Source organism: Klebsiella sp. S69 (assembly GCF_016516145.1).
Lineage (GTDB): Bacteria > Pseudomonadota > Gammaproteobacteria > Enterobacterales > Enterobacteriaceae > Klebsiella > Klebsiella oxytoca.
In genome coordinates this window covers 1-26,463 of record NZ_JACVUU010000011.1, presented here as the reverse complement: position 1 = coordinate 26,463, position 26,463 = coordinate 1, and the positions used below count along the sequence as shown (strand labels likewise).

The 26,463-nt window shown below is 56.6% G+C and carries 28 protein-coding genes and 1 pseudogene; 13 read left to right on the top strand and 16 right to left on the bottom strand.

Going from position 1 to position 26,463, the window contains the following annotated elements:
* The 4 genes from IAE27_RS12285 to IAE27_RS12270 all read left to right on the top strand — a co-directional run bounded on the left by IAE27_RS12285 (position 1) and on the right by IAE27_RS12270 (position 4,199).
* Complete coding sequence (locus tag IAE27_RS12285) at positions 1-960, top strand: aminoimidazole riboside kinase (protein WP_004106956.1); 960 nt, start codon at positions 1-3, stop codon at positions 958-960.
* Positions 961-969: 9 nt separating this feature from the next.
* Positions 970-2,010 carry an ADP-ribosylglycohydrolase family protein gene (locus IAE27_RS12280; protein ID WP_004106952.1) on the top strand — a complete coding sequence of 347 codons (1,041 nt, stop codon included), beginning with the start codon at positions 970-972 and terminating at the stop codon, positions 2,008-2,010.
* A gap of 62 nt (positions 2,011-2,072) precedes the next feature.
* Positions 2,073-2,795, top strand: coding sequence for a GntR family transcriptional regulator (locus IAE27_RS12275; protein ID WP_004106944.1), 723 nt, complete (start codon positions 2,073-2,075; stop codon positions 2,793-2,795).
* Positions 2,796-2,894: 99 nt separating this feature from the next.
* Positions 2,895-4,199, top strand: coding sequence for an SLC13 family permease (locus IAE27_RS12270; protein WP_004116479.1), 1,305 nt, complete (start codon positions 2,895-2,897; stop codon positions 4,197-4,199).
* A gap of 105 nt (positions 4,200-4,304) precedes the next feature.
* Here IAE27_RS12270 and tpiA read toward each other — a convergent pair whose 3' ends face one another.
* A complete protein-coding gene (gene tpiA, locus IAE27_RS12265; RefSeq protein WP_004106939.1) occupies positions 4,305-5,072 on the bottom strand; it encodes a triose-phosphate isomerase in 768 nt (255 codons plus the stop codon).
* Between the two features lie 108 nt (positions 5,073-5,180).
* Complete coding sequence (locus IAE27_RS12260; RefSeq protein WP_135800219.1) at positions 5,181-5,780, bottom strand: DUF1454 family protein; 600 nt, start codon at positions 5,778-5,780, stop codon at positions 5,181-5,183.
* Between the two features lie 112 nt (positions 5,781-5,892).
* On the opposite strand from IAE27_RS12260, the gene IAE27_RS12255 reads away from it, so the two are divergent.
* Positions 5,893-6,321 carry a DUF805 domain-containing protein gene (locus IAE27_RS12255; RefSeq protein WP_004106933.1) on the top strand — a complete coding sequence of 143 codons (429 nt, stop codon included), beginning with the start codon at positions 5,893-5,895 and terminating at the stop codon, positions 6,319-6,321.
* Here the strand turns inward: IAE27_RS12255 and fpr are convergent, their stop codons facing one another.
* The 8 genes from fpr to IAE27_RS12215 all read right to left on the bottom strand — a co-directional run bounded on the left by fpr (position 6,322) and on the right by IAE27_RS12215 (position 14,524).
* Positions 6,322-7,068: a ferredoxin--NADP(+) reductase gene (gene fpr / locus IAE27_RS12250; protein ID WP_004106932.1), complete on the bottom strand. Its 747-nt coding sequence runs from the start codon at positions 7,066-7,068 to the stop codon at positions 6,322-6,324.
* A gap of 95 nt (positions 7,069-7,163) precedes the next feature.
* Entirely contained in the window at positions 7,164-8,174 is a 1,011-nt protein-coding gene (glpX, locus tag IAE27_RS12245) for a class II fructose-bisphosphatase (protein WP_016809637.1), read from the bottom strand.
* A gap of 54 nt (positions 8,175-8,228) precedes the next feature.
* Entirely contained in the window at positions 8,229-10,310 is a 2,082-nt protein-coding gene (gene recG / locus IAE27_RS12240) for an ATP-dependent DNA helicase RecG (protein WP_004106930.1), read from the bottom strand.
* Positions 10,311-10,315: 5 nt separating this feature from the next.
* Positions 10,316-11,005, bottom strand: coding sequence for a tRNA (guanosine(18)-2'-O)-methyltransferase TrmH (gene trmH, locus IAE27_RS12235; RefSeq protein ID WP_004106929.1), 690 nt, complete (start codon positions 11,003-11,005; stop codon positions 10,316-10,318).
* A gap of 163 nt (positions 11,006-11,168) precedes the next feature.
* The gene (gene spoT, locus IAE27_RS12230; RefSeq protein WP_004106928.1) at positions 11,169-13,289 is read right to left on the bottom strand and encodes a bifunctional GTP diphosphokinase/guanosine-3',5'-bis pyrophosphate 3'-pyrophosphohydrolase; all 2,121 of its coding nucleotides are present in this window, start codon (positions 13,287-13,289) and stop codon (positions 11,169-11,171) included.
* Between the two features lie 18 nt (positions 13,290-13,307).
* Positions 13,308-13,583, bottom strand: coding sequence for a DNA-directed RNA polymerase subunit omega (rpoZ, locus tag IAE27_RS12225; protein WP_004106927.1), 276 nt, complete (start codon positions 13,581-13,583; stop codon positions 13,308-13,310).
* Positions 13,584-13,637: 54 nt separating this feature from the next.
* Positions 13,638-14,261: a guanylate kinase gene (gene gmk / locus IAE27_RS12220; RefSeq protein WP_004106926.1), complete on the bottom strand. Its 624-nt coding sequence runs from the start codon at positions 14,259-14,261 to the stop codon at positions 13,638-13,640.
* 83 nt (positions 14,262-14,344) lie between these two features.
* Positions 14,345-14,524, bottom strand: coding sequence for a hypothetical protein (locus IAE27_RS12215; protein WP_070556435.1), 180 nt, complete (start codon positions 14,522-14,524; stop codon positions 14,345-14,347).
* On the opposite strand from IAE27_RS12215, the gene ligB reads away from it, so the two are divergent.
* A complete protein-coding gene (ligB, locus tag IAE27_RS12210; protein WP_200092489.1) occupies positions 14,519-16,195 on the top strand; it encodes an NAD-dependent DNA ligase LigB in 1,677 nt (558 codons plus the stop codon). The genes IAE27_RS12215 and ligB overlap by 6 nt on opposite strands.
* A gap of 5 nt (positions 16,196-16,200) precedes the next feature.
* Here ligB and IAE27_RS12205 read toward each other — a convergent pair whose 3' ends face one another.
* Entirely contained in the window at positions 16,201-16,818 is a 618-nt protein-coding gene (locus IAE27_RS12205) for a trimeric intracellular cation channel family protein (protein WP_004106924.1), read from the bottom strand.
* Between the two features lie 275 nt (positions 16,819-17,093).
* Between IAE27_RS12205 and IAE27_RS12200 the strand changes: the two genes are divergently transcribed.
* Entirely contained in the window at positions 17,094-18,353 is a 1,260-nt protein-coding gene (locus IAE27_RS12200) for a chloride channel protein (protein ID WP_200092486.1), read from the top strand.
* A gap of 74 nt (positions 18,354-18,427) precedes the next feature.
* Here IAE27_RS12200 and IAE27_RS12195 read toward each other — a convergent pair whose 3' ends face one another.
* Positions 18,428-19,291 (bottom strand): YicC/YloC family endoribonuclease, encoded by an 864-nt coding sequence (locus IAE27_RS12195; protein ID WP_004116450.1) that lies wholly within the window; start codon positions 19,289-19,291, stop codon positions 18,428-18,430.
* 123 nt (positions 19,292-19,414) lie between these two features.
* Between IAE27_RS12195 and rph the strand changes: the two genes are divergently transcribed.
* Both rph and pyrE read left to right on the top strand, forming a co-directional pair.
* The gene (gene rph / locus IAE27_RS12190) at positions 19,415-20,131 is read left to right on the top strand and encodes a ribonuclease PH (protein WP_004106921.1); all 717 of its coding nucleotides are present in this window, start codon (positions 19,415-19,417) and stop codon (positions 20,129-20,131) included.
* A gap of 65 nt (positions 20,132-20,196) precedes the next feature.
* Positions 20,197-20,838, top strand: a complete 642-nt coding sequence (gene pyrE / locus IAE27_RS12185; RefSeq protein WP_004106918.1) for an orotate phosphoribosyltransferase — start codon at positions 20,197-20,199, stop codon at positions 20,836-20,838.
* A 37-nt stretch (positions 20,839-20,875) separates the two neighbouring features.
* Here the strand turns inward: pyrE and IAE27_RS12180 are convergent, their stop codons facing one another.
* The 4 genes from IAE27_RS12180 to coaBC all read right to left on the bottom strand — a co-directional run bounded on the left by IAE27_RS12180 (position 20,876) and on the right by coaBC (position 24,475).
* Entirely contained in the window at positions 20,876-21,892 is a 1,017-nt protein-coding gene (locus IAE27_RS12180; RefSeq protein ID WP_070556431.1) for an SMP-30/gluconolactonase/LRE family protein, read from the bottom strand.
* A gap of 160 nt (positions 21,893-22,052) precedes the next feature.
* The gene (slmA, locus tag IAE27_RS12175; RefSeq protein ID WP_004106912.1) at positions 22,053-22,649 is read right to left on the bottom strand and encodes a nucleoid occlusion factor SlmA; all 597 of its coding nucleotides are present in this window, start codon (positions 22,647-22,649) and stop codon (positions 22,053-22,055) included.
* A 178-nt stretch (positions 22,650-22,827) separates the two neighbouring features.
* Positions 22,828-23,286: a dUTP diphosphatase gene (gene dut, locus IAE27_RS12170; protein ID WP_004106909.1), complete on the bottom strand. Its 459-nt coding sequence runs from the start codon at positions 23,284-23,286 to the stop codon at positions 22,828-22,830.
* Positions 23,264-24,475 (bottom strand): bifunctional phosphopantothenoylcysteine decarboxylase/phosphopantothenate--cysteine ligase CoaBC, encoded by a 1,212-nt coding sequence (gene coaBC / locus IAE27_RS12165; RefSeq protein ID WP_154022878.1) that lies wholly within the window; start codon positions 24,473-24,475, stop codon positions 23,264-23,266. The genes dut and coaBC overlap by 23 nt, the downstream gene beginning before the upstream one ends.
* Before the next feature lie 175 nt (positions 24,476-24,650).
* Here coaBC and radC point away from each other — a divergent pair, with 175 nt between their 5' ends.
* The 4 genes and pseudogenes from radC to IAE27_RS12145 form a co-directional block, all read left to right on the top strand.
* Positions 24,651-25,316, top strand: coding sequence for a RadC family protein (gene radC, locus IAE27_RS12160; protein WP_004106905.1), 666 nt, complete (start codon positions 24,651-24,653; stop codon positions 25,314-25,316).
* Positions 25,317-25,533: 217 nt separating this feature from the next.
* Entirely contained in the window at positions 25,534-25,770 is a 237-nt protein-coding gene (gene rpmB / locus IAE27_RS12155; protein ID WP_002436699.1) for a 50S ribosomal protein L28, read from the top strand.
* Positions 25,771-25,790: 20 nt separating this feature from the next.
* On the top strand, positions 25,791-25,958 hold the full coding sequence (gene rpmG / locus IAE27_RS12150; protein WP_003024094.1) for a 50S ribosomal protein L33: 168 nt from the start codon (positions 25,791-25,793) through the stop codon (positions 25,956-25,958).
* Between the two features lie 192 nt (positions 25,959-26,150).
* A pseudogene (locus tag IAE27_RS12145) lies at positions 26,151-26,411 on the top strand (DNA-formamidopyrimidine glycosylase family protein); the annotation flags it as partial.
* Positions 26,412-26,463: the final 52 nt, after the last annotated feature.

Sequence of the window (26,463 nt, the reverse complement as noted above, 5' to 3'; positions counted from 1 at the left end):
ATGAATGCCATGAATAAGGTTTGGGCGATCGGCGACGCCTCCGTAGACCTGGTACCGGAAAAACAGAACAGCTACCTGAAATGTCCCGGAGGCGCTTCGGCGAACGTGGGGGTCTGCGTTGCCAGGCTGGGCGGAACGTGCGGTTTTATCGGCTGCCTTGGCGACGATGACGCCGGGCATTTCCTGCGCCAGGTTTTTCAGGATAACGGCGTCGATGTCTCTTCGCTGCGGCTGGATGCGAGCCTGACCAGCGCGGTACTGATTGTCAATCTGACGGCTGACGGCGAGCGCAGCTTTACCTATCTGGTACATCCGGGGGCTGATACCTTCGTTTCACCTCAGGATCTGCCGACGTTCAGAAAATACGAATGGTTTTACTTTAGCTCCATTGGTCTCACCGACAGCCCCGCTCGCGAGGCATGCCTTGAGGGCGCGCGAAGAATGCGGGAGGCCGGCGGCTACGTTCTGTTTGATGTCAACTTGCGCAGCAAGATGTGGCGCAATGCCGCTGAGATCCCTGACCTGATCGCCCGCTCCGCTGCGCTGGCGTCTATCTGCAAAGTCTCGGCAGATGAGCTGTGTCAGCTGAGCGGCGCCAGCCATTGGCAGGATGCGCGGTATTACATGCGCGATCTGGGCTGCGAGACCACCATCATTTCGTTGGGGGCCGAAGGGGCGTTGCTCATCACCGCCGAGGGAGAGTTCCTTTTTCCTGCCCCGCGCGTGGAGGTCGTCGATACCACCGGAGCCGGTGATGCCTTTGTTGGCGGCCTGCTGTTCACGCTTTCCCGCGAAAACCACTGGAATCATGCCCTGCTGGCGGAGGCGATCAGCAATGCCAACGCCTGCGGAGCGATGGCGGTGACGGCAAAAGGGGCAATGACTGCTCTGCCGTTTCCCGACCAGCTCAATACTTTTCTGTCCAGCCGTTCGCTGGCACAAGCCATGACCGTGAAATAAGGAGTCATCATGCACGTTGATCAAAACAAAATACTGGGATGCCTGGTGGGTGCCGCCGCCGCGGACGCGATGGGCGCGGCGACGGAAGTACGGACTCAGCAGCAAATTAAGGACTATTTCGGCGGCTGGGTGACGACCTTTCAAAAACCGCCAGCGGATACGTTTGGTCGCTGTAACGAAGCGGGTATGTGCACGGATGATTTTATTCAGGCGAAATACATTATGGACGCGCTGCTGCGCCACCAGCGCCAGGTCAGCGATGAGGCGATGCGCGAAGCCTTTCAGCAGTGGCTGGATTACCCTTACTACGCCAACTTTACCGGCCCGACAACGCGTGCGGCAATGAAAGCGATATTCAATGACCATCGCGCCTCTTTGCAGGGTGATCTTGAAGGCGAAAAGCAGTCGGTACAGATTATTAATAAGGGAAACGCGGAAGCCACCAACGGCGCCGCCATGAAGATTTGGCCTGCGGCGGTACTGCATCCGGGAGATATTGATGCGGCGATTCACTGCGCGCTGCAGATTTGCCGCTTTACGCATAATAACGTGCTGGCGATGTCCGGCGCAGCGGCGATGGCGGCGGCAACCAGCGAAGCGTTACGATCGCAGACCAATGCGGACACCATTATTGCCGCCGGTATTTATGGCGCGCAAAGAGGCTATCTGCTGGCGCAGGATCAAGGGGCGATGATGGTGGCAGGCCCATCCGTTGCCCGACGCATCGAACTGGCCGTGGCTATCGGTCAACGGCATCGTCATTGGGAAACGGCGGTGGTGGAACTTGCCGATATTATTGGTTCCGGGCTGCACGTCAGCGAAGCCGTACCGGCGGCCTTTGGCCTGTTCGCGTGTTGTCCGAATTCTGCCGTAGATGCTATTATCTCCGGCGTTAATATCGGCAATGATACTGATACTGTCGCTACCATGGTCGGAGCGATTTCCGGCGCATTCCATGGCGTGGAGGCTTTTCCCGCCGATTATTTAACGACCGTGGATCGTATGAATCATTTCGATTTGGCACAACTGGCCAGGCAAATCGCAGGGTAGCGAATTCACCCTGCCGGGGACGGTAAAACGTCCCCTGCTGGCGAAGACGTGAGGTGCGCAGTTTGCAGGTTGATAAAACGAGCTTTACTCCGCTTTATAAGCAACTATTTTTTATCATCTGTCAGCAGATTCAGAATGGGTCCTTGCCGTTAGGCAGCCAGCTGCCGACGCAAAAAGAGGTTGCCAGAGCCTATAACGTCTCGCTCATCGTGGTTAAACAGGCCTGGAGCGAATTAATCAATGCGGGCATTATTTCGTCCCAGCGCGGAAGCGGATCGGTAGTGTGCTCTGTGCCGGAGGGAGTAAGCTACGGCCACACGTTTCGCGGCATTACCAGCGATCTTCAGGATGCCAGCGTCGAGATAGAGAACCGTATTCTTGAGATCGCGCCGCGTCGCGCACGTGACGCTCAGGCAGATGGTTTGAGCCTGCCCGCCCATCATCATTATCTCTATATCTCGCGTATTCGTTGCCTGAACAATCGCCCGTTTAACCATGAAAAGATCTATCTCGATCTTAGCTTCTTTCCCAATCTGCAGCTCACGCCAGAGGCGCTGGAGCATACGTCGCTTTATTCGCTATTAAACGTCACCAGTGACTCGGCGACTGAAAAGGTGGAGGCGATCTTACCTTCCGCCGACCTGTGCGAAAAGCTGCAGATTGCGGCGAATAAACCACTATTATCCGTCGCCAGACAGACGTTTCAGGCCGGGCATAACAGCCCTTTCGAATATTGCCGCTATTACGTGCTGTCGGAATACTTTGGCGAAATTCATTATCACTAATCTGCCCGCACCAGAGTTGTCATAACCCCCACTATATCTGGCGTTTACCTGCCCTGTTGTCCGTCGTATTCTTGCTGAAAAAACCGACAGGAGACAGGTATGTCGCTCTGGTTGTCCCATCCTCTGTTCCTTCCTTCAATTATCGTTGGCCTCACTATCCTGCTTTGGGCGACATCGCTCCTGCCGGAGTTTATGACCGCGCTGCTGTTTTTTGCCGCAGCGATGATCGCTAAAATCGCGCCGCCGGAGGTGATTTTCGGCGGCTTCGCGTCGTCGGCATTCTGGCTGGTGTTCAGCGGCTTTGTGCTGGGGATCGCTATCCGCAAAACCGGGCTGGCGGACAGGGCGGCACGGGCGCTTTCGTCGCGTCTGACGGATTCCTGGCCGCTGATGGTCGGCAGCGTGGTGCTGCTCAGCTATGCGCTGGCGTTTGTGATGCCGTCCAATATGGGGCGCATCGCGCTGCTGATGCCGATTGTGGCGGCAATGGCCAGGCGTGCCGGTATTGAAGAGGGAACGCGCCCCTGGTTTGGCCTGGCGCTGGCGGTGGGGTTCGGTACCTTCCAGCTGTCTGCCACTATTTTACCGGCGAACGTCCCGAATCTGGTGATGAGCGGCGCGGCGGAGGGATCGTACGGTATCCATCTGAATTATCTGCCCTATTTACTGCTGCATACGCCGGTGCTCGGCTGGCTCAAGGGGGCGGCGCTGATCGTGCTGATATGCTGGCTGTTCCCGGGGAAACCGCATCCGCCGCGCGATCTGTCGCCGCTGCCGCCGATGAGCCGCGATGAGAAGCGCCTTGCCTGGCTGCTGGTCGTGGTGCTGACGCTCTGGGTGACGGAGAGCTGGCACGGCATAGGGCCAGCCTGGACGGGGCTGGCGGCGGCGGTGATAACGCTGCTGCCGCGAGTCGGTTTTATCAGCGGCGAGGAGTTTTCCAGCGGCGTGAACATCCGCACCTGTATTTACGTCGCCGGAATTTTGGGGCTGGCAATCACCGTGACCCAGACCGGGATCGGCGGTGTGGTGGGGAATGCCCTGCTGCAGATTATGCCGCTGGATAAAGAGAGCCCGTTTACCAGCTTTCTCGCGCTGACCGGTATTACCAGCGCGCTAAACTTTATTATGACCGCGAACGGCGTACCGGCGCTGTATACCACTTTCGCACAGAGCTTCTCCGATGCGACCGGCTTCCCGCTGCTGAGCGTGATTATGATTCAGGTGCTGGGATACTCCACGCCGCTGTTGCCGTATCAGGCGTCACCGATTGTAGTGGCGATGGGGCTAGGGAAAGTACCTGCACGGGCGGGAATGCTGCTGTGTATTGCGCTGGCGGCGGTGAGCTATTTAATTCTGCTGCCGCTGGACTATCTGTGGTATCAGGCGTTGGGCAAACTGTAGCCTGTTTCGTTCGGGGATTTTCCCGGAGGCGGCGCTGCGCACCTGTCCGGGCTACCAGGCACTCCCCGGTTGCGAAGCGCGACCGGGGAGTGCCTGTAAAGCGAATTACGCTTTTTTCGCGGCTTCTGCTGCTTTAACGATTACCGCGAAAGCGTCCGCTTTCAGGGATGCGCCGCCAACCAGCGCGCCGTCGATGTCCGGCTGGGTGAACAGTTCTGCTGCGTTGCCCGCGTTAACGGAACCGCCGTACTGGATAATGACTTGTTCAGCCACTTTCGCATCGGCTTTCGCAATGTGATCGCGGATGAATTTGTGTACTGCCTGAGCCTGAGCCGGGGTAGCGGATTTGCCGGTACCGATCGCCCATACCGGTTCGTAAGCGATAACCGCGCCTTCGAACGCCGCCGCGCCCTGGGTTTTCAGAACGGCGTCGATCTGACGTGCGCACACTTCTTCGGTTTTGCCCGCTTCGTTTTCCGCTTCGGTTTCACCGATGCACAGTACCGGGATCAGGCCCTGCTCTTTCAGTACCGCGAATTTCTTAGCGATAAACTCGTCGGACTCTTTGTGGTAGGTACGACGCTCGGAGTGGCCGATGATGATGTATTCAGCGCCGATGTCTTTCAGCATTTCGGCAGAGGTTTCGCCGGTGAATGCGCCGGACAGGTTCAGATCAACGTTCTGCGCGCCCAGGTGAATGTGGCTGCCGGCAGCGGCTTGTTTAGCCAGGTCGATGTACATCTCAGGCGGAGCAATGGCAACTGCACAGCCGGTAACGCCTGCCAGTTCGGTACGCAGGTTCGCGACCAGTTCGTTTACCATGTGGCGGCTGCCGTTCAGTTTCCAGTTACCCATCACTAAAGGATGTCGCATTTTTATTCTCCACGCTTTAAAGCGAATTAAGGAATATAGCCGCCCCCGCGGGCAGCATGGTCTGTGAAATAGTATAGAGATTCATCACTGGAAAGGCTTTGCTTTTTGTCATTTATTGTTGTTTTCCAGCGTTTCAGATAGCGCCAGCTTAATCGGTTCAACAGCGAAGGTCAGCCCCTTTTCGCTGTTGTCCGCCACCACATAGCGTACCGCGCCTTCGGTTTCCGAAAAGTACCGTTTGCCTTTTCCGGCGGCCAGCAGCTTTTGTAGCTTCTGTTGGCTCTGTGCCTGGCTGAGCGTCGGCACGAACGCGCGCATGACGGCGCTCATATACTCGAGGGCCCGGGCTTTCGCCGCTTTCTGCTGCGGCCCCTGAATCGGCAGCCAGGTTATCTGCATCGATTTAATTTTAAGCGTACCGCGCTCAAGCGCGGTCGAGGCATAAAGATTGTCGTTGATCCTGGTGGCGGCGCGGGTCAAATTCGCCTGGTCTTTACTGGAGGTGACGGCGCGAAACTCATTGAGCAAAAGCTTCGGGTTATCGGTATTGAATTTTTCCCGAAACGCGCTGATGGAGATATCAAACACCGGCGCGCCGGAGAGAAGATAGGGCGCCGTAGCGGCGGAGTCAGGCTCGGCGGACAACGCATTTTGGCCGACGGATAGCGCCGTCAGCCCAATTAAATATAAAGTTGCCCACTTCTTCATGCCCATCTTTCCTTTTTTTGTCTGCCGACGATTAAAACGAGAACCGTCACGCTTGTCAAAAAGTCACGCCTTCAGGGTAAACTACGTCGGTGATGATGATAAGGAATAAAACATGACCCTACAGCAGTGGCTATTCTCAATTAAAGGGCGGATTGGACGTCGCGACTTCTGGATCTGGATTGCTATCTGGATTGCGACCATGAGCGCGCTGTTCACGCTGGCTGGCAGCAACCTACTCAACTTACAGACCGCGGCGTTTATTCTGGTATGCCTGCTGTGGCCGACGGCGGCGGTGACCATTAAACGTCTGCACGACCGGGGGAAATCCGGCCTCTGGGCGCTGCTGATGATTCTGGCGTGGATGCTGCTGGCGGGTAACTGGTCGATGCTGCCGGGCGTCTGGCAGTGGGGCGTCGGGCGGTTTATACCGACGCTGATTATCGTGATGATGCTTATCGACCTGGGGGCGTTTGTCGGTACCCAGGGAGCAAATAAGTTTGGCAAAGAGACGCTGGACGTGCGCTGGAAAGCGGAGCCCTGATTACCAGTAGTGTTCGGCGGTCATATGACCCGGTCGGCGGCGCAGATGCTTGCTCATCTGCCGGGTCTCTTTCAGCAGCTGCTGAGTGTCGCGCACCATCTGCGGGTTTCCGCACAGCATGACGTGGCTACTCTCGGCGTTCATTGGCAGGCCAACGGCCTCTTCCAGCGCGCCGGTTTCAATCAGGAACGGGATACGTCCCGTGAGCATGCCCGGCGCGGTTTCCCGACTGACGACCGACTGGATGCGCAGCTTGCCCGCATAGCGAGCTTCCAGCGCCTGCATCTGCGGCAGATAGCTGAGATCCGCGGCATAGCGCGCGGCGTGCACCAGTACGAGATTTTTAAAACGATCCAGGTCCTTCCCTTCTTCGAGAATTGACAGATACGGGCCAATCGCCGTGCCGGTGGCGAGCATCCACAGGGTGTCGCAATCCGGCACCTCTTCGAGCACGAAGAAGCCGGCCGCTTCGCTGACCACCTGCACTTCATCGCCCGGCTTCAGCGCCGCCAGCCGTGGGCTAAGTTTGCCTTCCGGAACCGTCACCAGGTAGAACTCAAGATCGGGATTACTGGGAGCATTGACGTAGGAATAGGCGCGCTGCACGCGTTCACCGTCGACATCCAGCCCCAGTTTGGCAAACTGCCCTGCGGTAAACGGTTCAACCGGTGCGTGAACGATGAGGCTAAACAGTGCATCCGTCCAGTTTTGAACTTTTACGACTTTGCCTGTAACCCAGTTTGCCATAGCGTCTCTCCTCTCAATCCTGTTAGCGTATCTTCACCGCGACGAGAGCAGAATTCCAGCCCGAAAAGGCTGGAAAGCTCTATTGATCAAATGTTTTACAGGATGTGTAGCTGGATATCCGGGTCTTTGCGATCGAGATAATGAATCGACTGAATTCGGCGGATAGTGCGGGATTTACCGCGGATCAGTAGGGTTTCGGTGGTGGCCATATTACCTTTACGGGTAATACCGTCCAGCAGATCGCCTTTGGTGATGCCCGTCGCCGAGAAAACGACGTTGTCGCTGCGCGCCATATCGTCCAGACGCAGCACTTTGCCTGCTTCGATGCCCATGGCCTGACAGCGTGCCAGCTCGTTCTCGCCGATGCGGCGGTTCTCTTCACTGTCGCCCTTAACGTGGTGGCGCGCCAGCAGACGACCGTGCATATCGCCGTCCAGCGCGCGGATCACCGCCGCTGAAACGACCCCTTCCGGGGCACCGCCGATACCGTACATAACGTCAACTTCGCTATCCGGCATGCAGGTCAGAATAGAGGCGGCAACGTCGCCATCGGGAATAGCGAATACGCGCACGCCCAGTTTTTGCAGCTCAACGATGACCTCGTCATGGCGCGGCTTGGCTAAGATGGTAACGGTTAATTCACTTAGCGGCTTATTCAGCGCGCGGGCGATGTTTTGCAAGTTTTCCGCCAGCGGCAGGTTCAGATCGATGGTGCCTTTCGCGCCCGGACCGACAATCAGCTTTTCCATGTACATATCCGGCGCGTTCAGGAAACAGCCTTTATCGCCTACCGCCATCACCGCCAGCGCGTTGGCCTGGCCCATCGCCGTCATGCGGGTGCCTTCAATGGGATCGACGGCGATGTCTACCGCATCACCGTTGCCGGTACCGACGCGTTCGCCTATATACAGCATCGGCGCTTCGTCGATTTCGCCTTCGCCAATCACGATAGTACCGTCGATATTGATCAGGTTGAGCATAATGCGCATGGCGTTGACGGCGGCGCCGTCGGCGGTGTTTTTATCACCACGGCCTAACCATTTATAGCCTGCCAGCGCGGCGGCTTCGGTGACGCGCGAAAATTCGATGGCCAGTTCTCGTTTCATAATCCACTCATCTGAATAAAAAATTATGCGCAGCGTGGCGGGATAACGTGCGCGCTACGCGTTGGAATAGCGTTCGGTTTCCGGCATCCAGCGCTCGATAAGCGCCTGGGCCTGCTGAGGATATCTTTCGTGTATATGACGGGCGATGCGCTGAACTTCGGGGATCATGGCCTGATCGCGCATTAAATCTGCGACTTTGAATTCAGCGTTGCCGGTCTGGCGCGTGCCGAGGAGCTCGCCGGGACCGCGAATTTCCAGGTCTTTCTGGGCAATGACGAAGCCGTCGTTGCTATCGCGCAGAACCTGCAGGCGCTTCTGCGCGGTTTTAGAAAGCGGCGATTTATAGAGCAGCACGCAGTGTGAGGCCACCGCACCGCGCCCGACGCGCCCTCTGAGCTGGTGCAGCTGAGCCAGCCCCAGACGCTCAGGGTTTTCGATGATCATCAGGCTGGAATTAGGCACGTCCACGCCGACCTCAATTACCGTGGTGGCGACCAGTAGATGCAGCTCGCCCTGCTTGAACGCGCTCATGACCGCCTGTTTCTCGGCAGATTTCATGCGCCCGTGCACCAGGCCGATATTCAGCTCCGGCAGCGCCAGCTTCAGCTCTTCCCAGGTGGCTTCCGCCGCCTGGGCCTCCAGCAGATCCGACTCTTCAATCAGCGTACAAACCCAGTAGGCCTGGCGACCCTCGTGAGTACAGGCGTTCCGTACCCGGTCGATAATATCGCTGCGGCGGGTATCCGGGATGGCTACCGTCGTAACCGGCGTACGGCCCGGCGGCAGTTCATCGATGACCGAGGTGTCGAGATCGGCATAAGCGGTCATCGCCAGGGTCCGCGGAATCGGCGTCGCGGTCATAATCAGCTGGTGCGGGTGAAAGCCCTGCTGTTGGCCTTTCTCCCATAGCGCCAGCCGCTGATGGACGCCGAAACGATGCTGTTCGTCGATAATCACCAACGCGAGGCCGTTAAACTGGACCTGTTCCTGAAAGATGGCGTGGGTACCGACCACCATCTGCACCTGTCCGCTGGCGATAGCCTCCTGCTGCGCCAGGCGCGCTTTGCCTTTTTGTTTACCCGCCAGCCAGCCTACTTCAACGCCCAGCGGTTCAAACCAGCTGCGGAAGTTATTGGCATGCTGCTCAGCCAGCAGTTCTGTCGGCGCCATCAGCGCCACCTGCTTGCCGTGCGCGATGGCGCGCAGGGCGGCCAGCGCGGCAACCAGGGTTTTACCGGAGCCAACATCCCCCTGCACCAGACGCATCATCGGCACGTCCAGCGCCATATCGCGCTCAATTTCAGCCGTGACGCGCGCCTGCGCGCCGGTCGGGGTAAAGGGGAGAGAGGCCAGCAGCTTGTCTTTTAGCGTGTCGTTAGCGCTGAGCGAGAGAGCGTGGTAGCGCTGAGCGCCTGCCCGCAGCGCCAGCATGCTGAGGTTATGCGCCAGCAGCTCTTCCAGGATTAAGCGTCGCTGAGCCGGATGTTTGCCGCTTTCCAGCTCGCTAAGCTGTAAAGAGGGCGGCGGGCGATGCAGCGTGCGCAAGGCGTCAGGCAGGCTCATCATCCCCTGTGCCAGCTCCGGGGGCAGCAGCTCGGCGATAGCGCAGGTTTCCAGCAGCTCCAGCGCCTGGTCGGTGAGCTTACGCAGCGTAGCCTGCTTGATGCCTTCGGTGGTGGGATAAACCGGGGTCAGCGTTTCCTGTAAATCAGGGGTACTCATATCACCCTGAACCCGATATTCCGGGTGGATCATCTCCGCCCCGTGCTTACCGCGCTTCGCCTCTCCATAGGCCAGCACGCGACGCCCGGTTGCCAGGCTATTTTTCATCGCTGCGCTGAAGTTAAAAAAGCGCATGGTGAGGATGCCGGAGCCGTCGCTTATCTGACAGGTCATCATCCGGCGGCCGCCGAAAGTGATATTGCAGTTAAGAACTTCGCCTTCAACGGTGGCGTAAACGCCGGGCAGCAGTTCACCGATTTGATACAGATGGGTGCGGTCTTCGTAGCGTAGCGGCAGGTGCAGAAGCAGATCCTGCACCGTGTGCAGGCCGATTTTCGCCAGTCGGCTGCTCTGTGCCGCGCCAACGCCGGTTAGGGTATTAAGGGGGACGGCATCTAACAGGCGACCTTGCATCGTTTTTATCCTGCAGCCTGCATAGTGGCCCACCACGTGGCATCGGCTTCGACTTCGCCCAGCTCGTTGACGTGGGGGTAGGGTAGACCTTTACGTTTTGCGACCTTCGCCAGCACCGGATAGCCGCCTTCAAACAGCAGACGCTGCTGGTCTTCTTTCGGCAGCATGCTGTTGTCGCGCAGATACATGCCGGCGTTCTGCCGTTGGCGCTGGGCTTCATACAGAATAAGCGCCGAGGCGACGGAAACGTTCAGCGACTGCACCATGCCAATCATCGGAATAATGATGTCCTGATCCGCCAGGTCCAGCGCTTCCTGAGTAATGCCGGTTTTCTCCTGACCCATCAGGATACAGGTGGGGCGGGTATAGTCGATTTCACGAAAATCAACGGCGTTATCAGAGAGATGGGTTGCCAGAATCTGCATGCCCTGGCCTTTTAAATGCGTGACGGCATCGCCAATAGTACGATGGGTTTTCACCTGCACCCAGCTATTGCTGCCCGCGGCTGCGGAGGCCATGGTACGCATACGGCTACCGGGCCAGATGGCGTGCACTTCATGCACGCCAACGGCGTCTGCGGTACGAATAATCGCAGAGACGTTATGAGGCTTATGGACCTGCTCCATGCAGACCGTCAGGTCAGGCTGACGCCTGGCGAGCATCTCACAGATACGCGCATAACGCTGTAAATTCATTACACTTCATCCTTCGAATGACTCTTTAATCGCTGCGGATTACTCGGCCCATCCCTGGGCCTCGCCCCTTACGGGGCCGCTGTAAGCAGCGTTCAAATCTGCTCCTGGCAGATTTGTCATTCGCTTGCCGCCTTGATGCAATTCGAATGATTTTGTGTCAGAGCTAATTTCGGTTACGGGTGACTTTTATCACATCCGGCATGACGCGAATTTTGCGCATAATATTCGCCAGATGCACGCGGTCGCGCGCGGTGAGGCGAATAAAGGCGCTGTAAACGCGGCCATCTTTCTCTTCCGTATTCAGGCTTTGAATATTGGAAGAGGCGGTGTTGATTGCGGCGGTAAGATTCGCCAGGGCACCCTGATGGTTGAACATATCCACCTTAATTTCGGTGATAAATTCCTGCGCCGTCTCTTTGTCCCACTCAACCGCCATAAATTTCTCCGGCTCTTTTTGGTAGCCGCGAATGTTACGACAGGACTCGTGGTGAATAACCAGGCCTTTGCCCGGGCTGACGTGCGCAATAATCGGGTCGCCGGGAATCGGACGGCAGCACTTGGCAAAGGTGATCAGCACGCCATCCGCGCCTTTAATCGGCAGATGGTTATGGCCGACAGGCGCCGGCTGTACAGGCACGGCGGTGGTTTCACCCTGCTGCAGGTTTTTTGCTACGACGACGCTCATGGCGTTACCGAGGCCAATTTCGGCCAGCAGATCGTCAAGCGTTGCCAGCTTCATACGGTCAAGTTCGCGCTGAATGTTCTCTGGCGGAATTTCGGCCAGCTTGCGGCTGCCGCCGAGCGCGTGATTAAGCAGGCGTCGCCCGAGGCTAACGGAATCGTCGCGCTTGAGGTTTTTCAGCAGTTGGCGAATTTTGGCCCGCGCTTTGGAGCTGACGACAAAGTTCAGCCATGCGGCGTTCGGACGAGCGCCCGGCGCGGTGATGATCTCCACCGTCTGGCCGCTGGAGAGCGACTGCGACAGGGGATATGGCTGGCGGTCGACGCGCGCGCCGACGCAGGCATGGCCGATATCGGTATGCACCGCGTAGGCGAAGTCCACCGGCGTCGCGCCAGCGGGCAGTTCGACGATGCGCCCTTCCGGGGTGAAAACGTAAATCTCATCCGGGAACAGATCGGATTTCACGCTCTCAATAAATTCAAATGAGCTACCGGCGCTCTGCTGGAGCTCCAGCAGGCTCTGCATCCAGCGCTGAGCGCGGATTTGCGCCGTGGTACTGCTTTCGCCGCCGTGCTCTTTATAAGCCCAGTGCGCCGCAACCCCCATTTCCGCCATCTGGTCCATGTCTTCGGTACGAATTTGTACCTCAACCGGGACGCCGTGCGGGCCGATCATCGAGGTGTGCAAAGATTGATAGCCGTTCGCCTTTGGAATGGCAATGTAGTCTTTGACGCGGCCTGGACGCGGCTTGTAAAGGCTGTGCATCTGGCCTAGCACGCGATAGCAGGTGTCAGAATCATGGACAATCACGCGGAAGGCGTAGATATCCATAATCGAGTGAAAACGCTGCTCTTTGAGCACCATCTTGCAGTAGATGGAGTACAAATGCTTTTCGCGACCGCTAACGCGACAGGGTATTCCCGCTTCCTGCAAACGCCCTTCGATTTCGGAGAGGATTTTTTGAATCATCTCTTTACGGTTGCCGCGCGCTGCTTTAACTACCTCTTTAATAACGCGGTAGCGGTTAGGATACAGCGCCTCAAAGCCCAGCTCTTCGAGCTCGGTTTTGATGTGATGAATACCTAAACGGTGCGCCAGAGGGCTGTAGATTTCCAGCGTTTCGCGGGCGATGCGGCGGCGCTTATCCGGGCGCAATGAGCCCAGCGTGCGCATGTTGTGGGTGCGGTCAGCAAGCTTGATAAGGATGACGCGAATATCCTGCACCATCGCCATAATCATTTTGCGAAAGTTTTCGGCCTGAGCCTCTTTCTTGTCGCGAAACTTTAGCTTATCAAGTTTTGACACCCCCTCTACCAGTTCTGCAACGCTTTTGCCAAAAAGCTGCTCCATATCCTGATAGGTGGCGGGGGTATCTTCTATCACGTCGTGCAGCAGGGCAGCCATCAGCGTTTCATGGTCGAGCTTCATCTCGGCCAGGATACAGGCTACCGCTACCGGGTGCGTGATATAGGGTTCACCGCTTGAACGTGTCTGGCCCTCGTGAGCGTCACGTGCAACGAGATAAGCCTGCCGAAGGCGTTTGATTTGCTCTTCGGGCAGGTAGTTTTGAATCAGCTGATTCAGGCTTTCAAACAGATACAAGGGCGACCCGCTGTGTGATTAACGACGACCTTCAGCAATAGCGGTAACGGCTTGTAATTCAGCGGCTTCCTGCTCTTGCTGTTCCTGGCGCTCGCGAACGTCGAGGATCTTGTTGTTGATCAGACCTTCTTCGATTTCGCGCAGTGCGATAACGGTAGTTTTATCGTTTTCTTCCGGTACCAGCGGATCCTTTCCGCCTACCTGCATCTGACGAGCGCGACGCGCGGCGACCAGTACCAGGTCAAAACGGTTACCAATTTTCTCTACAGCGTCCTGAACAGTTACGCGTGCCATACTTAAAATGCTCCACAGGTGAAGAAATGACTGGGCATGATACTGAATGTGGGTTCAGTCTGCCAACAGTTTGGTGATTAAAGCGCCATGTCGCTGCTTTTGGCGGCTCATGCGCAGACGTTCGGCGCGAATAATAATTTTCAGATCGCTCAGCGCGGTATCAAAATCATCATTCACAATCAGGTAATCATATTCCGCGTAATGGCTCATTTCTGCAACTGCCTGTGCCATACGTTTCGCGATAACCTCTTCGCTATCCTGACCGCGGCCGCGCAGGCGACGATCAAGCTCATCTTTTGACGGCGGCAGAATAAAAATGCTGCGTGCGCCGGGCATTCTGTTGCGGATTTGCTGTGCGCCCTGCCAGTCGATATCAAGGAAGACGTCGACGCCGGTCGCCAGTACCTGCTCGATAGCTTCGCGCGAGGTGCCGTAATAGTTGCCAAAGACTTCTGCATGTTCAAGAAAAGCGTCTTCGCCAATCATCGTCCTGAATTCGTCGTGATTGACAAAGAAATAGTGTTCACCGTGCACTTCACCCGGGCGCGGAGCGCGTGTGGTATGCGAAACAGAAACCTGAGAGTCGTACAACGGTTGGGTTTTTAATAAAGCCTGAATCAGGCTGGATTTACCCGCGCCGCTAGGGGCGGAAACAATATAAAGCGTGCCTTGAGCCATGAGTGTCTTTTGTATGTGATGGTCGAAATAGAGCTTACATACGAGCCTATTATACACGCCGCCGCTGCGTGACGCAGTCCCTGTCACACTTTTTGCATTTTTTCTTTCATTTTGCTTGCCGTTTCCCTGATTTCTCCGGGCATTGCAGAAACAACATAGAAAACCTGGATGTCTGCTCGCAGCCTTAAAAATCCCCTATCGCCGATGAAAATACGCCTGCGGCACAATTCCCGGCGAATAAACAGGAGGGCATCGCGATGCAAAAAGGAATCCAGGCGCTGGTGCTGTGGATGCTGGTGGGATACGCGCAGGCAGCCTGCCCCACGTGGCCGCAGACGAGGGCCGAACAGGAAATGGAACGCCTCAGCCAGCAGATAACGGAATGGAAAAACGCCTACTGGCAGCAGGGGAACAGTGCGGTTAGCGATGAAGTCTATGACCAGCTGGCGGAGCGGCTGGCGTTCTGGCGGCGCTGCTTCACCGGCGAGGCTCCCGCTCACGATGTTCTTCCGCCGCTGAGGGGGGATGTCAGGCATCCGGTGGCGCACACCGGCGTGCGTAAACTGCCGGACCGCGCTGCGGTGGCGCGCTGGATGCGCGGTCAATCCGGCCTGTGGGTTCAGCCTAAAGTCGATGGCGTCGCAGTGACTCTGGTCTATAGACAGGGGCGCCTGGTGCAGGCAATAAGCCGGGGGAATGGTCTGGCCGGAGAAGACTGGACGGCCAGGGTTTTACAGATCCCCTCAGTGCCTAAAGTCTCTGACGGTGCACTGGCCAATAGCGTTCTGCAGGGAGAACTGTTCCTGCTTCGCGCGGGGCATGTGCAAAAGCAGATGGGGGGCATGAACGCGCGCGCAAAGGTGGCCGGCATGATGATGCGCCAGCAGGCTGCGGCGGAACTTAATCAACTGGGCATCTTTATCTGGGCATGGCCCGATGGTCCGCAGGATATGCAACAGCGGCTGACGCTGCTGCGGCAGGGCGGCTTTGTTTACAGCGCGCGCTTTTCGCATCCTGTCGCGAATGCGCAGCAGGTGGAACAGTGGCGCCAGCGTTGGTTTACTTCGCCGCTGCCTTTTGCCAGCGATGGCGTAGTGGTGCGGCGGGGAAAAGAGTCAGCCGGGCGCTTCTGGGTACCGGGACAGGGTGATTGGGTTATCGCCTGGAAATATCCTCCTGCCTCACGGGTTATGGAGGTTCGCGGTATCAGCTTCAGCATCGGGCGTAGCGGTAAAATAGCGGTGGTGGCGCATCTGGAGCCGCAGCTGCTGGACGATAAGCGCGTGCAGCGGGTGAACGTCGGCTCGGTATCCCGCTGGTCCACTCTGGATATCGGTATTGGCGATCAGCTGCAAATCAGCCTTGCCGGGCAGGGAATTCCGCGCATCGATTCGGTCGTCTGGCGCACGGCGCAGCGTAATAAACCCCAGCCGCCGGCGGCACGGTACAATGCCTTAACCTGCTATTTCGCCACGCCAGAGTGCGCGGAGCAGTTTCTCTCGCGGCTGGTCTGGCTCTCATCCCGATCGATTCTCAACATTGACGGCGCGGGAGAGACGCTGTGGCGGACACTGCACGATGCCCGCGGCATGGAGCATCTCTTTTCATGGCTGGCTTTTACGCCGGCACAGCTGCAAGCCATACCAGGTATCTCCGTGCAGCGCGGGCAGCGGCTGTGGCATCAGTTCAATCTTGCGCGCGAACGGCCTTTTCTACGCTGGATCCAGGCGATGGGAGTGCCCATACCGAAGACGGCTTTTGTCAGACTGGGGGAGGACAGCTGGCGGCAGATGCAGGATCGAAACGAAGAGCAGTGGCAACGGCTGCCGGGCGTCGGGGCTGAAAGAGCGCGGCAGCTGGTGACGTTCTTACATCATCCGGAAGTTGCCGCGCTGGCGAAGTGGCTGAGCGGGCAACGCATTCCGGGGTTCTGAAAGTATTAATGCGCGCTGTGGTTGTAGTTAAATACCGGCAGGCCCAGCTTCCAGCGCAGCGCCAGCATACGAGCAGTAAAGCCGAACAGCAGGGTGGAAATGACGACTACATCGTGACTGCTGACGTAATGCTGAAGCGCGATATATAAAATCGCGGCAGCGAACGATACTCCGGCGTACAGCTCTTTCTGGAACACCAGCGGGATACGCTTGCAGAACATATCACGCAGCACGCCGCCAAAGACGCCGGTGATGACCGCGGCAATGGAGGCGATTACCGGGCCCTGGCCCATATCCAGCGCGATCTGGGCGCCAATAATTGAGAACACCACCAGGCCGAGCGCATCAAGTACCAGAAACAGACGGCGCAGGTGCGGCATGACCGGCGCGGCAATCGTGGTGAGGACCGCAGCAACGGCAACAATAATGACGTACTCGGGGTGTTGTACCCAGCCAAGCGGATAGTGACCAAGCAGAATATCGCGCACCGAACCGCCTCCGAGAGCGGTCGCTGTCGCAATGATAATCACGCCAAACGTATCCATACGGCGGCGCCCGGCAGCCAGCGCGCCGGTCATGGCTTCCGCCGTGATCCCAATCAGATAAAGAATATGAAGCAGCATAAATCCCCCACGATGATGGCGGAAGGTTAACGATTTGTGCTCAGGATCACGACTGAGATTTTCTAAAGCATTCGCATTTAACCAGATTAAACTAATGCGAGATGTGCTTATATTGGCTTTATTTAATGGTTATTTAATTGCTGTTTCTTCATCCATTGATTAGAAAAAATAATGACTAAACCTTTTATGCACATCTATATTGAAAGCAGTATGAATACTTAATGTTTAACTCTGGGCCTTTATCCTTTTAGTTTCCTCCTTCAAGGTCTGAGAAAATGACTGCCGCCGCTGACAATAAAAACTATCTCATCCGCCTGCTTGCCGTTGTGCTGACGGGGATACTGGCCGGCCTGTCAGGCATGGTTCTGGCGCTGATTTTACACGCGATTCAGCACCAGGCTTTTGGCTACAGCCACGGCCAGCTCGTTGGCTCAGAGTCATTTTTACAGGGCGTCACGGATTCGTCCTGGCCGCGTCGGATCATGGCAATCGTCGCCGGCGGTGCAGTCGCCGGGTTCGGCTGGTGGCTGCTTGGGCGATATGGGCAGAAGCGGGTTTCAGTTGCGTCAGCGGTGGCCAATCCTTCCGTGCCAATGCCTGCGGGTACCACCACGATTCATGCCCTGTTGCAGATCGTCACCGTGGCGCTGGGCTCACCTCTTGGTCGCGAAGTCGCGCCGCGGGAAATGGGCGCGCTGGGGGCAGGGATGGTGGCGCGTAAGCTGGGTCTGCCGGAAGATGAAAGCCGAACGCTGATTGCCTGCGGCGCAGGTGCGGGTCTGGCGGCGGTGTATAACGTCCCGCTGGCCGGCGCGTTATTCAGCCTTGAGGTGATGCTGCTGTCGTTTAGCTGGGAAAAAACGCTGGCGGCTATCATCACATCGGCGATTGCCGCGTGGACGGCTACCCTCGGCTTAGGCGATAAGTCGCAATACCATTTTACTTCCGACATCCTGCCGCATTCATTTCTCTGGTGGGCGATTATCTCTGGCCCCATTCTCGGCGCCGGGGCCTGGCTCTTTCGCAAAGCGACCAGTACCGCTCGTTCGCACGTCCAAAGCAACTGGCAGATGCCGGTTTTCTGTCTGCTGGCGTTTTCTCTGCTTGCCGCCCTCAGCCTCTATTTCCCCCAGCTTCCGGGAAACGGTAAAGGACCTATGCAGCTGGCTCTCAGCGATGAACTGGGTTTCCCCGGGGCGGCGATGCTGCTGGTGCTGAAGATGGTGGTGATTCTGGCGGTGCTGCGCGGCGGTGCGGAAGGCGGCCTGCTGACGCCGGGGCTGGCGGTAGGCGGCTTGGCCAGCCTGCTGCTGTGTATGCTCTGGCAACAGCTGCTTCCCGGCGGAGATTACGGCAGTTTTGCGCTGGTTGGCGCGGCGGCGTTTCTCGCAGCATCCATGCAGATGCCGATAACGGCGGTGGCGCTGGTGATGGAATTCACCCATATGGATCACAGCTATCTGGCCCCCACGCTGCTGTGCGCGGCAGGGGCATTTTTAACCTGCCGGATATTGGATAAGAACGATTCCTTCTGAAACGCAGCGAAAATAAAAGGCCATGATTTACCATGACCTTTTATTCAAAAACGATTTGCGGGGGCGAGTCATCGTTACTCGATATTTTGGATCTGCTCGCGCATTTGTTCGATTAGCACTTTCAGTTCAATGGCGGAGTTCGTCACTTCGGCATTAATCGATTTAGACGCCAGCGTGTTCGACTCGCGGTTGAACTCCTGCATCATAAAGTCGAGGCGGCGACCGACCGCTTCTTTCTTCTTCAGGATATTCCACGTCTCTTTCACATGCGCTTCCAGGCGATCCAGCTCCTCGGCAACGTCAATACGCTGCGCCATCAGCACCAGCTCCTGCTCAAGGCGGTTATTTTCCAGCTGCACTTCGGCGTCTTCCAGTTTGGAAACCAGACGCTCGCGCTGCCACTGTAAAATTTCCGGCATGTGGGCGCGTACTTTAGCCACTTCGGCGGTGACCCCGTCCAGGCGCTGCTCAATAAGCGTTTTCAACGCCTGGCCTTCGGTTTCACGGGCGACGATAAAGTCGTCCAGCGCGCCGTTCAACGCGCCCAGGATTTCGGCGGCAATGGCGTCCAGATCTTGCTCATGAGCCGACATTACGCCGGGCCAGCGCAGAATATCCACCGGATTAATTTCGCCCTCGTCGCTCTGCATTTTTACCCAGTTGGCGGCATTAACCAGCTGCTTTGCCAGCTTTTCGTTGAGAATCAGCTCGCCCTGTGCGCTTGGGTCCTGCTCAAAACGCAGGGTGCATTCGACTTTACCGCGGGTCAGACGGGAGCGAATACGTTCACGTACCACGGGCTCCAGGCTACGGAACTGCTCCGGCAGGCGGAAGTAAGTTTCCAGATATCGTTGGTTTACCGAGCGCAGTTCCCACGCGGCGCTACCCCATTCACCCTTGATTTCACGCCGGGCGTAGGCGGTCATACTGCGGATCATAGACGTTCCTGTTTTTAAAGGAGAGTGGGGTGGATTATAGCTTTCGCGACCTTATCAGGATAGGAATAAGCGCGCATTATCCGTATAATGCGCAGCCACATTCGTTTCAAGCCGGAGAACATCATGCGTCCAGCAGGCCGTAGCGCTAATCAAGTGCGTCCAGTAACCCTGACCCGTAACTACACAAAACACGCAGAAGGCTCCGTGCTGGTCGAATTTGGTGACACGAAAGTATTGTGCACCGCTTCTATTGATGAAGGCGTGCCGCGCTTTCTGAAAGGCCAGGGGCAGGGGTGGATCACCGCCGAATACGGCATGCTGCCGCGTTCTACCCACACGCGTAACGCGCGTGAGGCCGCCAAAGGTAAACAGGGCGGCCGCACCATGGAAATCCAGCGCCTGATCGCGCGTGCGCTGCGCGCGGCAGTTGACCTGAAGGCGCTGGGCGAATTCACCATTACTCTGGACTGCGACGTGCTGCAGGCCGACGGCGGCACCCGTACTGCATCGATTACCGGAGCCTGCGTGGCGCTGGCGGATGCGCTGAATAAGCTGGTTGCGGCCGGTAAGCTGAAAACTAACCCGATGAAAGGAATGGTGGCGGCAGTTTCCGTAGGGATCGTGAATGGCGAAGCGATTTGCGATCTGGAATACGTTGAGGATTCCGCGGCGGAAACCGATATGAACGTGGTGATGACCGAAGATGGTCGCATCATTGAGGTGCAGGGTACGGCAGAAGGCGAACCGTTCACCCATGAAGAGCTCCTTACCCTGCTGGCATTGGCCCGAGGGGGCATCGAATCCATTGTCACGACGCAGAAGGCGGCGTTGCAAAACTAGTTTTTAAGGCGACTGAGAAGTCGCCTTTTTTTTGTCCGTAGAAAAGTAAGATGAGGAGCGAATCCATGAAACCGTATCAGCGCCAGTTTATTGAGTTTGCGCTTAACAAGCAGGTACTTAAGTTTGGCGAGTTTACGCTGAAATCCGGGCGCAAGAGTCCCTATTTCTTCAACGCCGGCCTGTTTAATACCGGGCGCGATCTGGCACTGTTAGGCCGTTTTTATGCCGAAGCGCTGGTGGATTCCGGGATTGATTTTGACCTGCTGTTTGGCCCGGCCTACAAAGGCATCCCTATCGCCACTACCACGGCGGTAGCGCTGGCGGAACATCATGACCGCGATCTGCCTTACTGCTTTAACCGCAAAGAGGCAAAGACCCACGGCGAAGGTGGAAATCTGGTGGGGAGCGCGCTGCAGGGCCGCGTGATGCTGGTGGATGATGTTATCACCGCAGGCACCGCGATTCGGGAATCGATGGAAATTATTCAGGCCAACGGCGCCGAGTTAGCCGGCGTACTGATCTCTCTGGATCGTCAGGAACGCGGACGCGGTGAAATCTCAGCGATTCAGGAAGTTGAGCGCGACTACAGCTGTAAAGTGATTTCCATCGTGACGCTGAAAGACCTGATCAGCTATCTGGAAGAGAAGCCGGAAATGGCTGAACATCTGGCAGCCGTTCGCGCCTATCGCGAAGCGTACGGGGTGTAAATATCAGCCCGGCCGGCAACGTCCGCCGGGCATATTTTCAGACCAGCTTTGCGCCTTGCGCATTGACGTAGAGCGAATAGATGGACGTGCTGGATGCCATAAACAGGCGGTTGCGCTGTTCACCGCCGAAGCACAGGTTGGCGCAGCGTTCCGGTAACTGAATAATACCGATGTTTTTCCCCTGCGGATTGAAGACGCGGACGCCGTCCAGCTCTTCGCTGCCCGTACCCCACCCGCACCACAGGTTCCCGTCCATGTCGCAGGCGATGCCGTCAGCGGTTCCGTTACCGCAGTCAATATGCACTCTTTTGTTTTTCAATGTGTTATCGACAACATCCCACGCCAGGATAAGCCGGTTTGGGGTAGCGCGGCTTTCCACCACGTAGAGCGTTTTTTCATCGGCGGAAAAACAGAGGCCGTTTGGCCCCTTGACGTCGCCCAGCACGACGCTCAGTTTACGGCTTTCCGGGTCCAGTCGATAAACGTTTTGCGGCAGCTGCGGCGTGGCCTTATGCCCTTCATAGAATCCGCTGATACCGAAAGGCGGATCGGTGAACCAGATGCTGCCGTCTGACCTCACGACGATGTCGTTTGGCGAGTTCAGCGGTTTGCCTTCGAAGTTATCCGCCAGTACGGTGATGCTACCGTCATATTCAGTGCGGGTAATTCGTCGGGTATCGTGTTCGCAGCTGATGAGCCGTCCCTGCCGATCGCGGGCGTGGCCGTTCGCGTAGTTTGCCGGTTGGCGAAATACGCTGGTAGCGCCGGTGGCCTCATCCCAGCGCATAATGACGTTGTCAGGAATATCACTCCAGAGCAGCATGCGCGTATCGCCAAACCATACCGGCCCTTCCGCCCAACGAAAGCCGGTGGCGATCTGCTCCACTTTTGCGCTGGCAAGCATATAGCGGCGAAAGCTATCATCCACCGCCATAATACGCGGATCGGGATAACGTGCAGATGGCGCCCAGGCCGCGAAGCTTTTTTGACTAAGCACGAGTGATGCGGTTGCCAGACCGCCCAGTTTGAGCAATTCCCGTCGTGATTTCGCCATCAGCCCTCTCCTTATCCATTGCAAAGATACAATCAAAGGATGGTATGAGAGAGCGAGAGCCGAAAACATCTGGCAGTTCTACGAATTGTTCTGGGCGTTATGCCAGAATAATCAAAAAAGAGAGATGCAGCCTTTCGGGCTGCATAGAGACAGGAGAGGGTTACTTCAGCTGGGCGGCGACCAGCGGCCAGCGGGCGTCAAAATCGTCCGTCGGGCGATATTTAAACTCGCTGCGCACAAAGCGCGACAGCATCCCTTCGCAGAATGCCAACAGCTGGCTGGCCAGCAGGGCTTCATCGACGGAGTAGCCTTCACCTTCACGCATTTTCTTTTCACGCATCACCTGACGCAGCTGGACTTCAATACGCTCGAAAAGCTGGTTTATGCGATCCTGAAGCCGGTCCTGTTCAAACATCAGCGCGTGGCCGGTCAGAATTCTTGTCAGCCCAGGATTACGCTCGCCAAACCCCAGAATCAACAACACAATCAGACGCAGGCGCGCGGTGGTGTCTTTTTCATCTTTTAAAATCAAATTGATGCGCGTAATCAGGCTGTCTTCGATAAACTCAATCAGGCTATCAAACATGCGGGTCTTGCTCGGGAAATGCCGATACAGAGCCGCTTCGGATACGCCAACGGAGGCCGCCAGCTTCGCCGTGGTGATACGCTGACTCCCGTCGCTGGATTCGAGCATTAGCGCCAGAGATTGAAGTATTTCTTCGCGACGATTCCTTTTCGCAGTTTGTTTTTCTGCCATGTTTTAAAATACCCCTGAAAAAAAGCACTTGTCAGGCAGGCATCCACAAAGCGACCGCAAGCTATTGCCTGCGGTGATGTTATTGCATTAGTGCGCTTTGCGATGCAGGTTCCACTTCATCTTTGGGGCTGCCCGTTTATCGGCGACGCCCCGAAGATTTTTGTCTATTGCCGGGCTTTTATTTACGCCCTGAGTGACCGAAGCCGCCTTCGCCGCGATCGGTGGCGTCAAACTCTTCCACCAGGTTAAATTCCGCCTGTACAACGGGCACGAACACCATTTGCGCGAGACGCTCGCCGGGTTCGATGGTGAAGCTCTGCTGACCGCGGTTCCAGACGGAAACCATCAGCTGACCCTGATAGTCGGAATCAATCAGGCCGACCAGGTTACCCAGGACGACGCCGTGTTTATGACCCAGCCCGGAGCGCGGGAGAATCACTGCTGCCAGAGACGGATCGGCAATATGAATCGCCAGGCCAGTTGGCACGAGGAGCGTAGCGCCAGGCGCCAGCTCTACGGCGTCATCGAGACAGGCTCGCAGGTCAAGTCCGGCGGAACCGGAGGTGGCATAGGTCGGCAGCGGAAATTGCTGACCAACGCGCGGGTCCAGAATCTTAACGTCGATTTTTTTCATCATAACGGGTCACGATCTCGTCGAGTAATAATTGGCCCAGGAGTTCCTTGCGCTCAAGTGGTAAGCGCTTATCTCCCTCCTGCCAGAAAAGGTGTAATGCATTGCTGTCGCTGTTAAATCCCTGATTTGGCTGTGAAACATCATTAGCGCAGATCAGATCAAGATTTTTGCGGGCTCGCTTTTGCCGTGCGTATTCTTCCACATTATTCGTTTCGGCGGCAAACCCAACGACGTAAGGGCGGTTGGCCTTAAGCGCGGCGACCCCTGCGACGATATCCGGATTTTTAACCATTTTCAGGGTGAGTTCATCACCTTGTTTTTTGATTTTTTCTTCGGCAATGGTGACCGCACGGTAGTCGGCGACCGCCGCGCAGCCAATAAAAATATGCTGCCGTGAGGCGCCGTTTTGCACCGCGGCTTCCATTTCCAGCGCCGTGGTGACATCAATTCTTTGTACAAACGGCGGCGTAGGTAGAGAAACCGGGCCGCTTACCAGCGTGACGTTTGCCCCGCGACGCGCGGCGGCGGCGGCAATCGCGAAGCCCATCTTACCAGAACTGTGGTTAGTGATATAACGCACCGGATCCAGCGGCTCGCGGGTTGGGCCCGCGGTAATCATGATGTTGAGATGTTGCAAATCTTTGACAGGAGAGAAGTACTGCGCGGCCATATCCACAATGGTCAGCGGGTCCAGCATCCGCCCCGGCCCAACATCGCCGCAGGCCTGGCTGCCGCTGTCCGGGCCCCAGACCAGCAAACCGCGCGAGGCAATCACCTCAAGATTATGCTGGGTGGCGGCGGCGCGATACATTTGCTGATTCATGGCGGGCACGACCGCGACGGGCGACGGCGTCGCCAGGCAAACCGTCGAGACGAGATCGTTAGCCATGCCTGCCGCGACGCGGGCGATTAAATCGGCGGTCGCCGGAGCGAGAATAACCAGATCGGCCCATTTCCCCAGCTCAATGTGGCCCATTGCGGCTTCGGCGGCCGGGTCGAGCAGGCTGTCGGAAACCGGATAACCCGATACCGCCTGTAAACTTAATGGCGTAATGAAGGCTTTAGCGGCTTCCGTCATGGCGACGCGGACATCCGCGCCGCGGTCGCGCAGGCGGCGCACCAGTTCCGGCGTTTTATAGGCAGCAATGCCGCCGCTCACGCCGAGAACGATCTTTTTACCAGCCAGACTCATCATGATTTTTTCCTGTTGCGGTACACCAGAATTCGCGCATCTTATCACAATCCTCACGGCATCGTGTGCCTGGTGGCGATCCACTTTGCGAGGCGCTACGCAGGGATAAAACTTGCCTGTCGGCGGCGCAAAAAGGCTGTGTCAGGATAGCGCGGAGTGGGAAGGAGAGGCCGCGATGGAGATACAGGAAACCCTCATGCCGAGGGAAAAGATGCAGCGTTACGGTATCGAAGTTTTATCGGATATCGAGCTGTTAGCGCTGTTTTTACGTACCGGTACGCGCACGCAGGACGTGATGACATTTTCGCGAGAGCTGCTGCAGCGATTTGGCTCGCTGTACGGCCTGCTTTCGGCGGAAGAGTCACAGTTCGCTGAGATTGAAGGCATTGGTCTGGCGAAATATGCGCAGCTAAAAGGGATTGCTGAACTGGCGCGACGCTATTTCAGCCTGCGGATGACAGAAGAGCCCTCGTTGGTCACCCCGTCGATGACGCGGGAGTTTCTGCAAAGCCAGCTGGCCGACGAAGAGCGCGAGATCTTCATGGTGATCTTTTTAGACAATCAGAATCGGGTATTGAAACATAGCCGACTTTTTTCTGGTACTCTTAGCCACGTTGAGGTGCATCCGCGAGAAATCGTACGCGAAGCCATCAAAGTGAACGCCGCCGCGGTGATCCTGGCACATAATCATCCATCCGGAAGTCCTGAGCCGAGTAAGGCCGACAGATTGATTACCGAAAGAGTGATAAAATGTTGTCGATTCATGGATATACGTGTGCTCGATCACCTTGTTATCGGCCGCGGAGCGTACGTATCTTTTGCTGAACGCGGCTGGATTTAGCCCCGATCATGCGATCCATCGGGATCTTTGTCTGTTCGGGACTTGAGCACATCGCAGAGTCAGCGTATACTACGCCACCTTTGAGAATCTCGGGTTTGGCATTTGGGCCTGGCAATCGAGAGTTCAATAGAACTATGCGATGACCGGGCTGTAAAGCCTGACGAGGCGCCAATACCCCATACGAAGCTCGAGCTAATTTGATTTTTGGAGAATAGACATGTCCCGAGTCTGCCAAGTTACTGGCAAGCGTCCGGTGACCGGTAACAACCGTTCCCACGCACTGAACGCGACTAAACGCCGTTTCCTGCCGAACCTGCACTCTCACCGTTTCTGGGTTGAGAGTGAGAAGCGTTTTGTCACCCTGCGCGTATCTGCTAAAGGTATGCGTGTTATTGATAAGAAAGGCATTGATACAGTTCTGTCCGAACTGCGTGCCCGTGGCGAAAAGTACTAAGTACTTAGAGGAAATAAATCATGGCTAAAGGTATTCGTGAGAAAATCAAGCTGGTTTCTTCTGCTGGTACTGGTCACTTCTATACCACCACGAAGAACAAGCGTACTAAGCCGGAAAAACTGGAACTGAAAAAGTTCGATCCAGTTGTCCGTCAGCACGTTTTATACAAAGAAGCTAAAATCAAATAATTTTAGGTTCCTTGTAAAGAAAAACCCCGCCTCGGCGGGGTTTTTTGTTATTAAAACGACGCCACCGTCGGCGCTGGTTGGAGTTTAGCCCTCCTGTGGCAGGCGGAAGAGCAAGCTGAACAATAATTGCCCTGAACCTCGTCGCTGAACGCGGTAAGATAGAGCATCCAGCCGTTTTTGTTCGAGAAAAGAATGCCTGAATTACCTGAAGTAGAAACCAGCCGCCGCGGCATTGAGCCTCACCTGGTTGGTGCGACCATCCTGCACGCCGTTGTGCGCAACGGGCGCCTGCGCTGGCCGGTTTCCGAAGAGATCTATCGCCTGAGCGACGTTCCTGTGCTCAGCGTGCGCCGCCGCGCTAAATATCTGCTGCTCGAACTGCCCGACGGCTGGATTATCGTCCATCTCGGCATGTCGGGAAGCCTGCGTATCCTCAGCGGAGATCTGCCGGCGTAAAAACACGACCATGTGGACCTGGTGATGAGTAACGGCAAGGTCCTGCGCT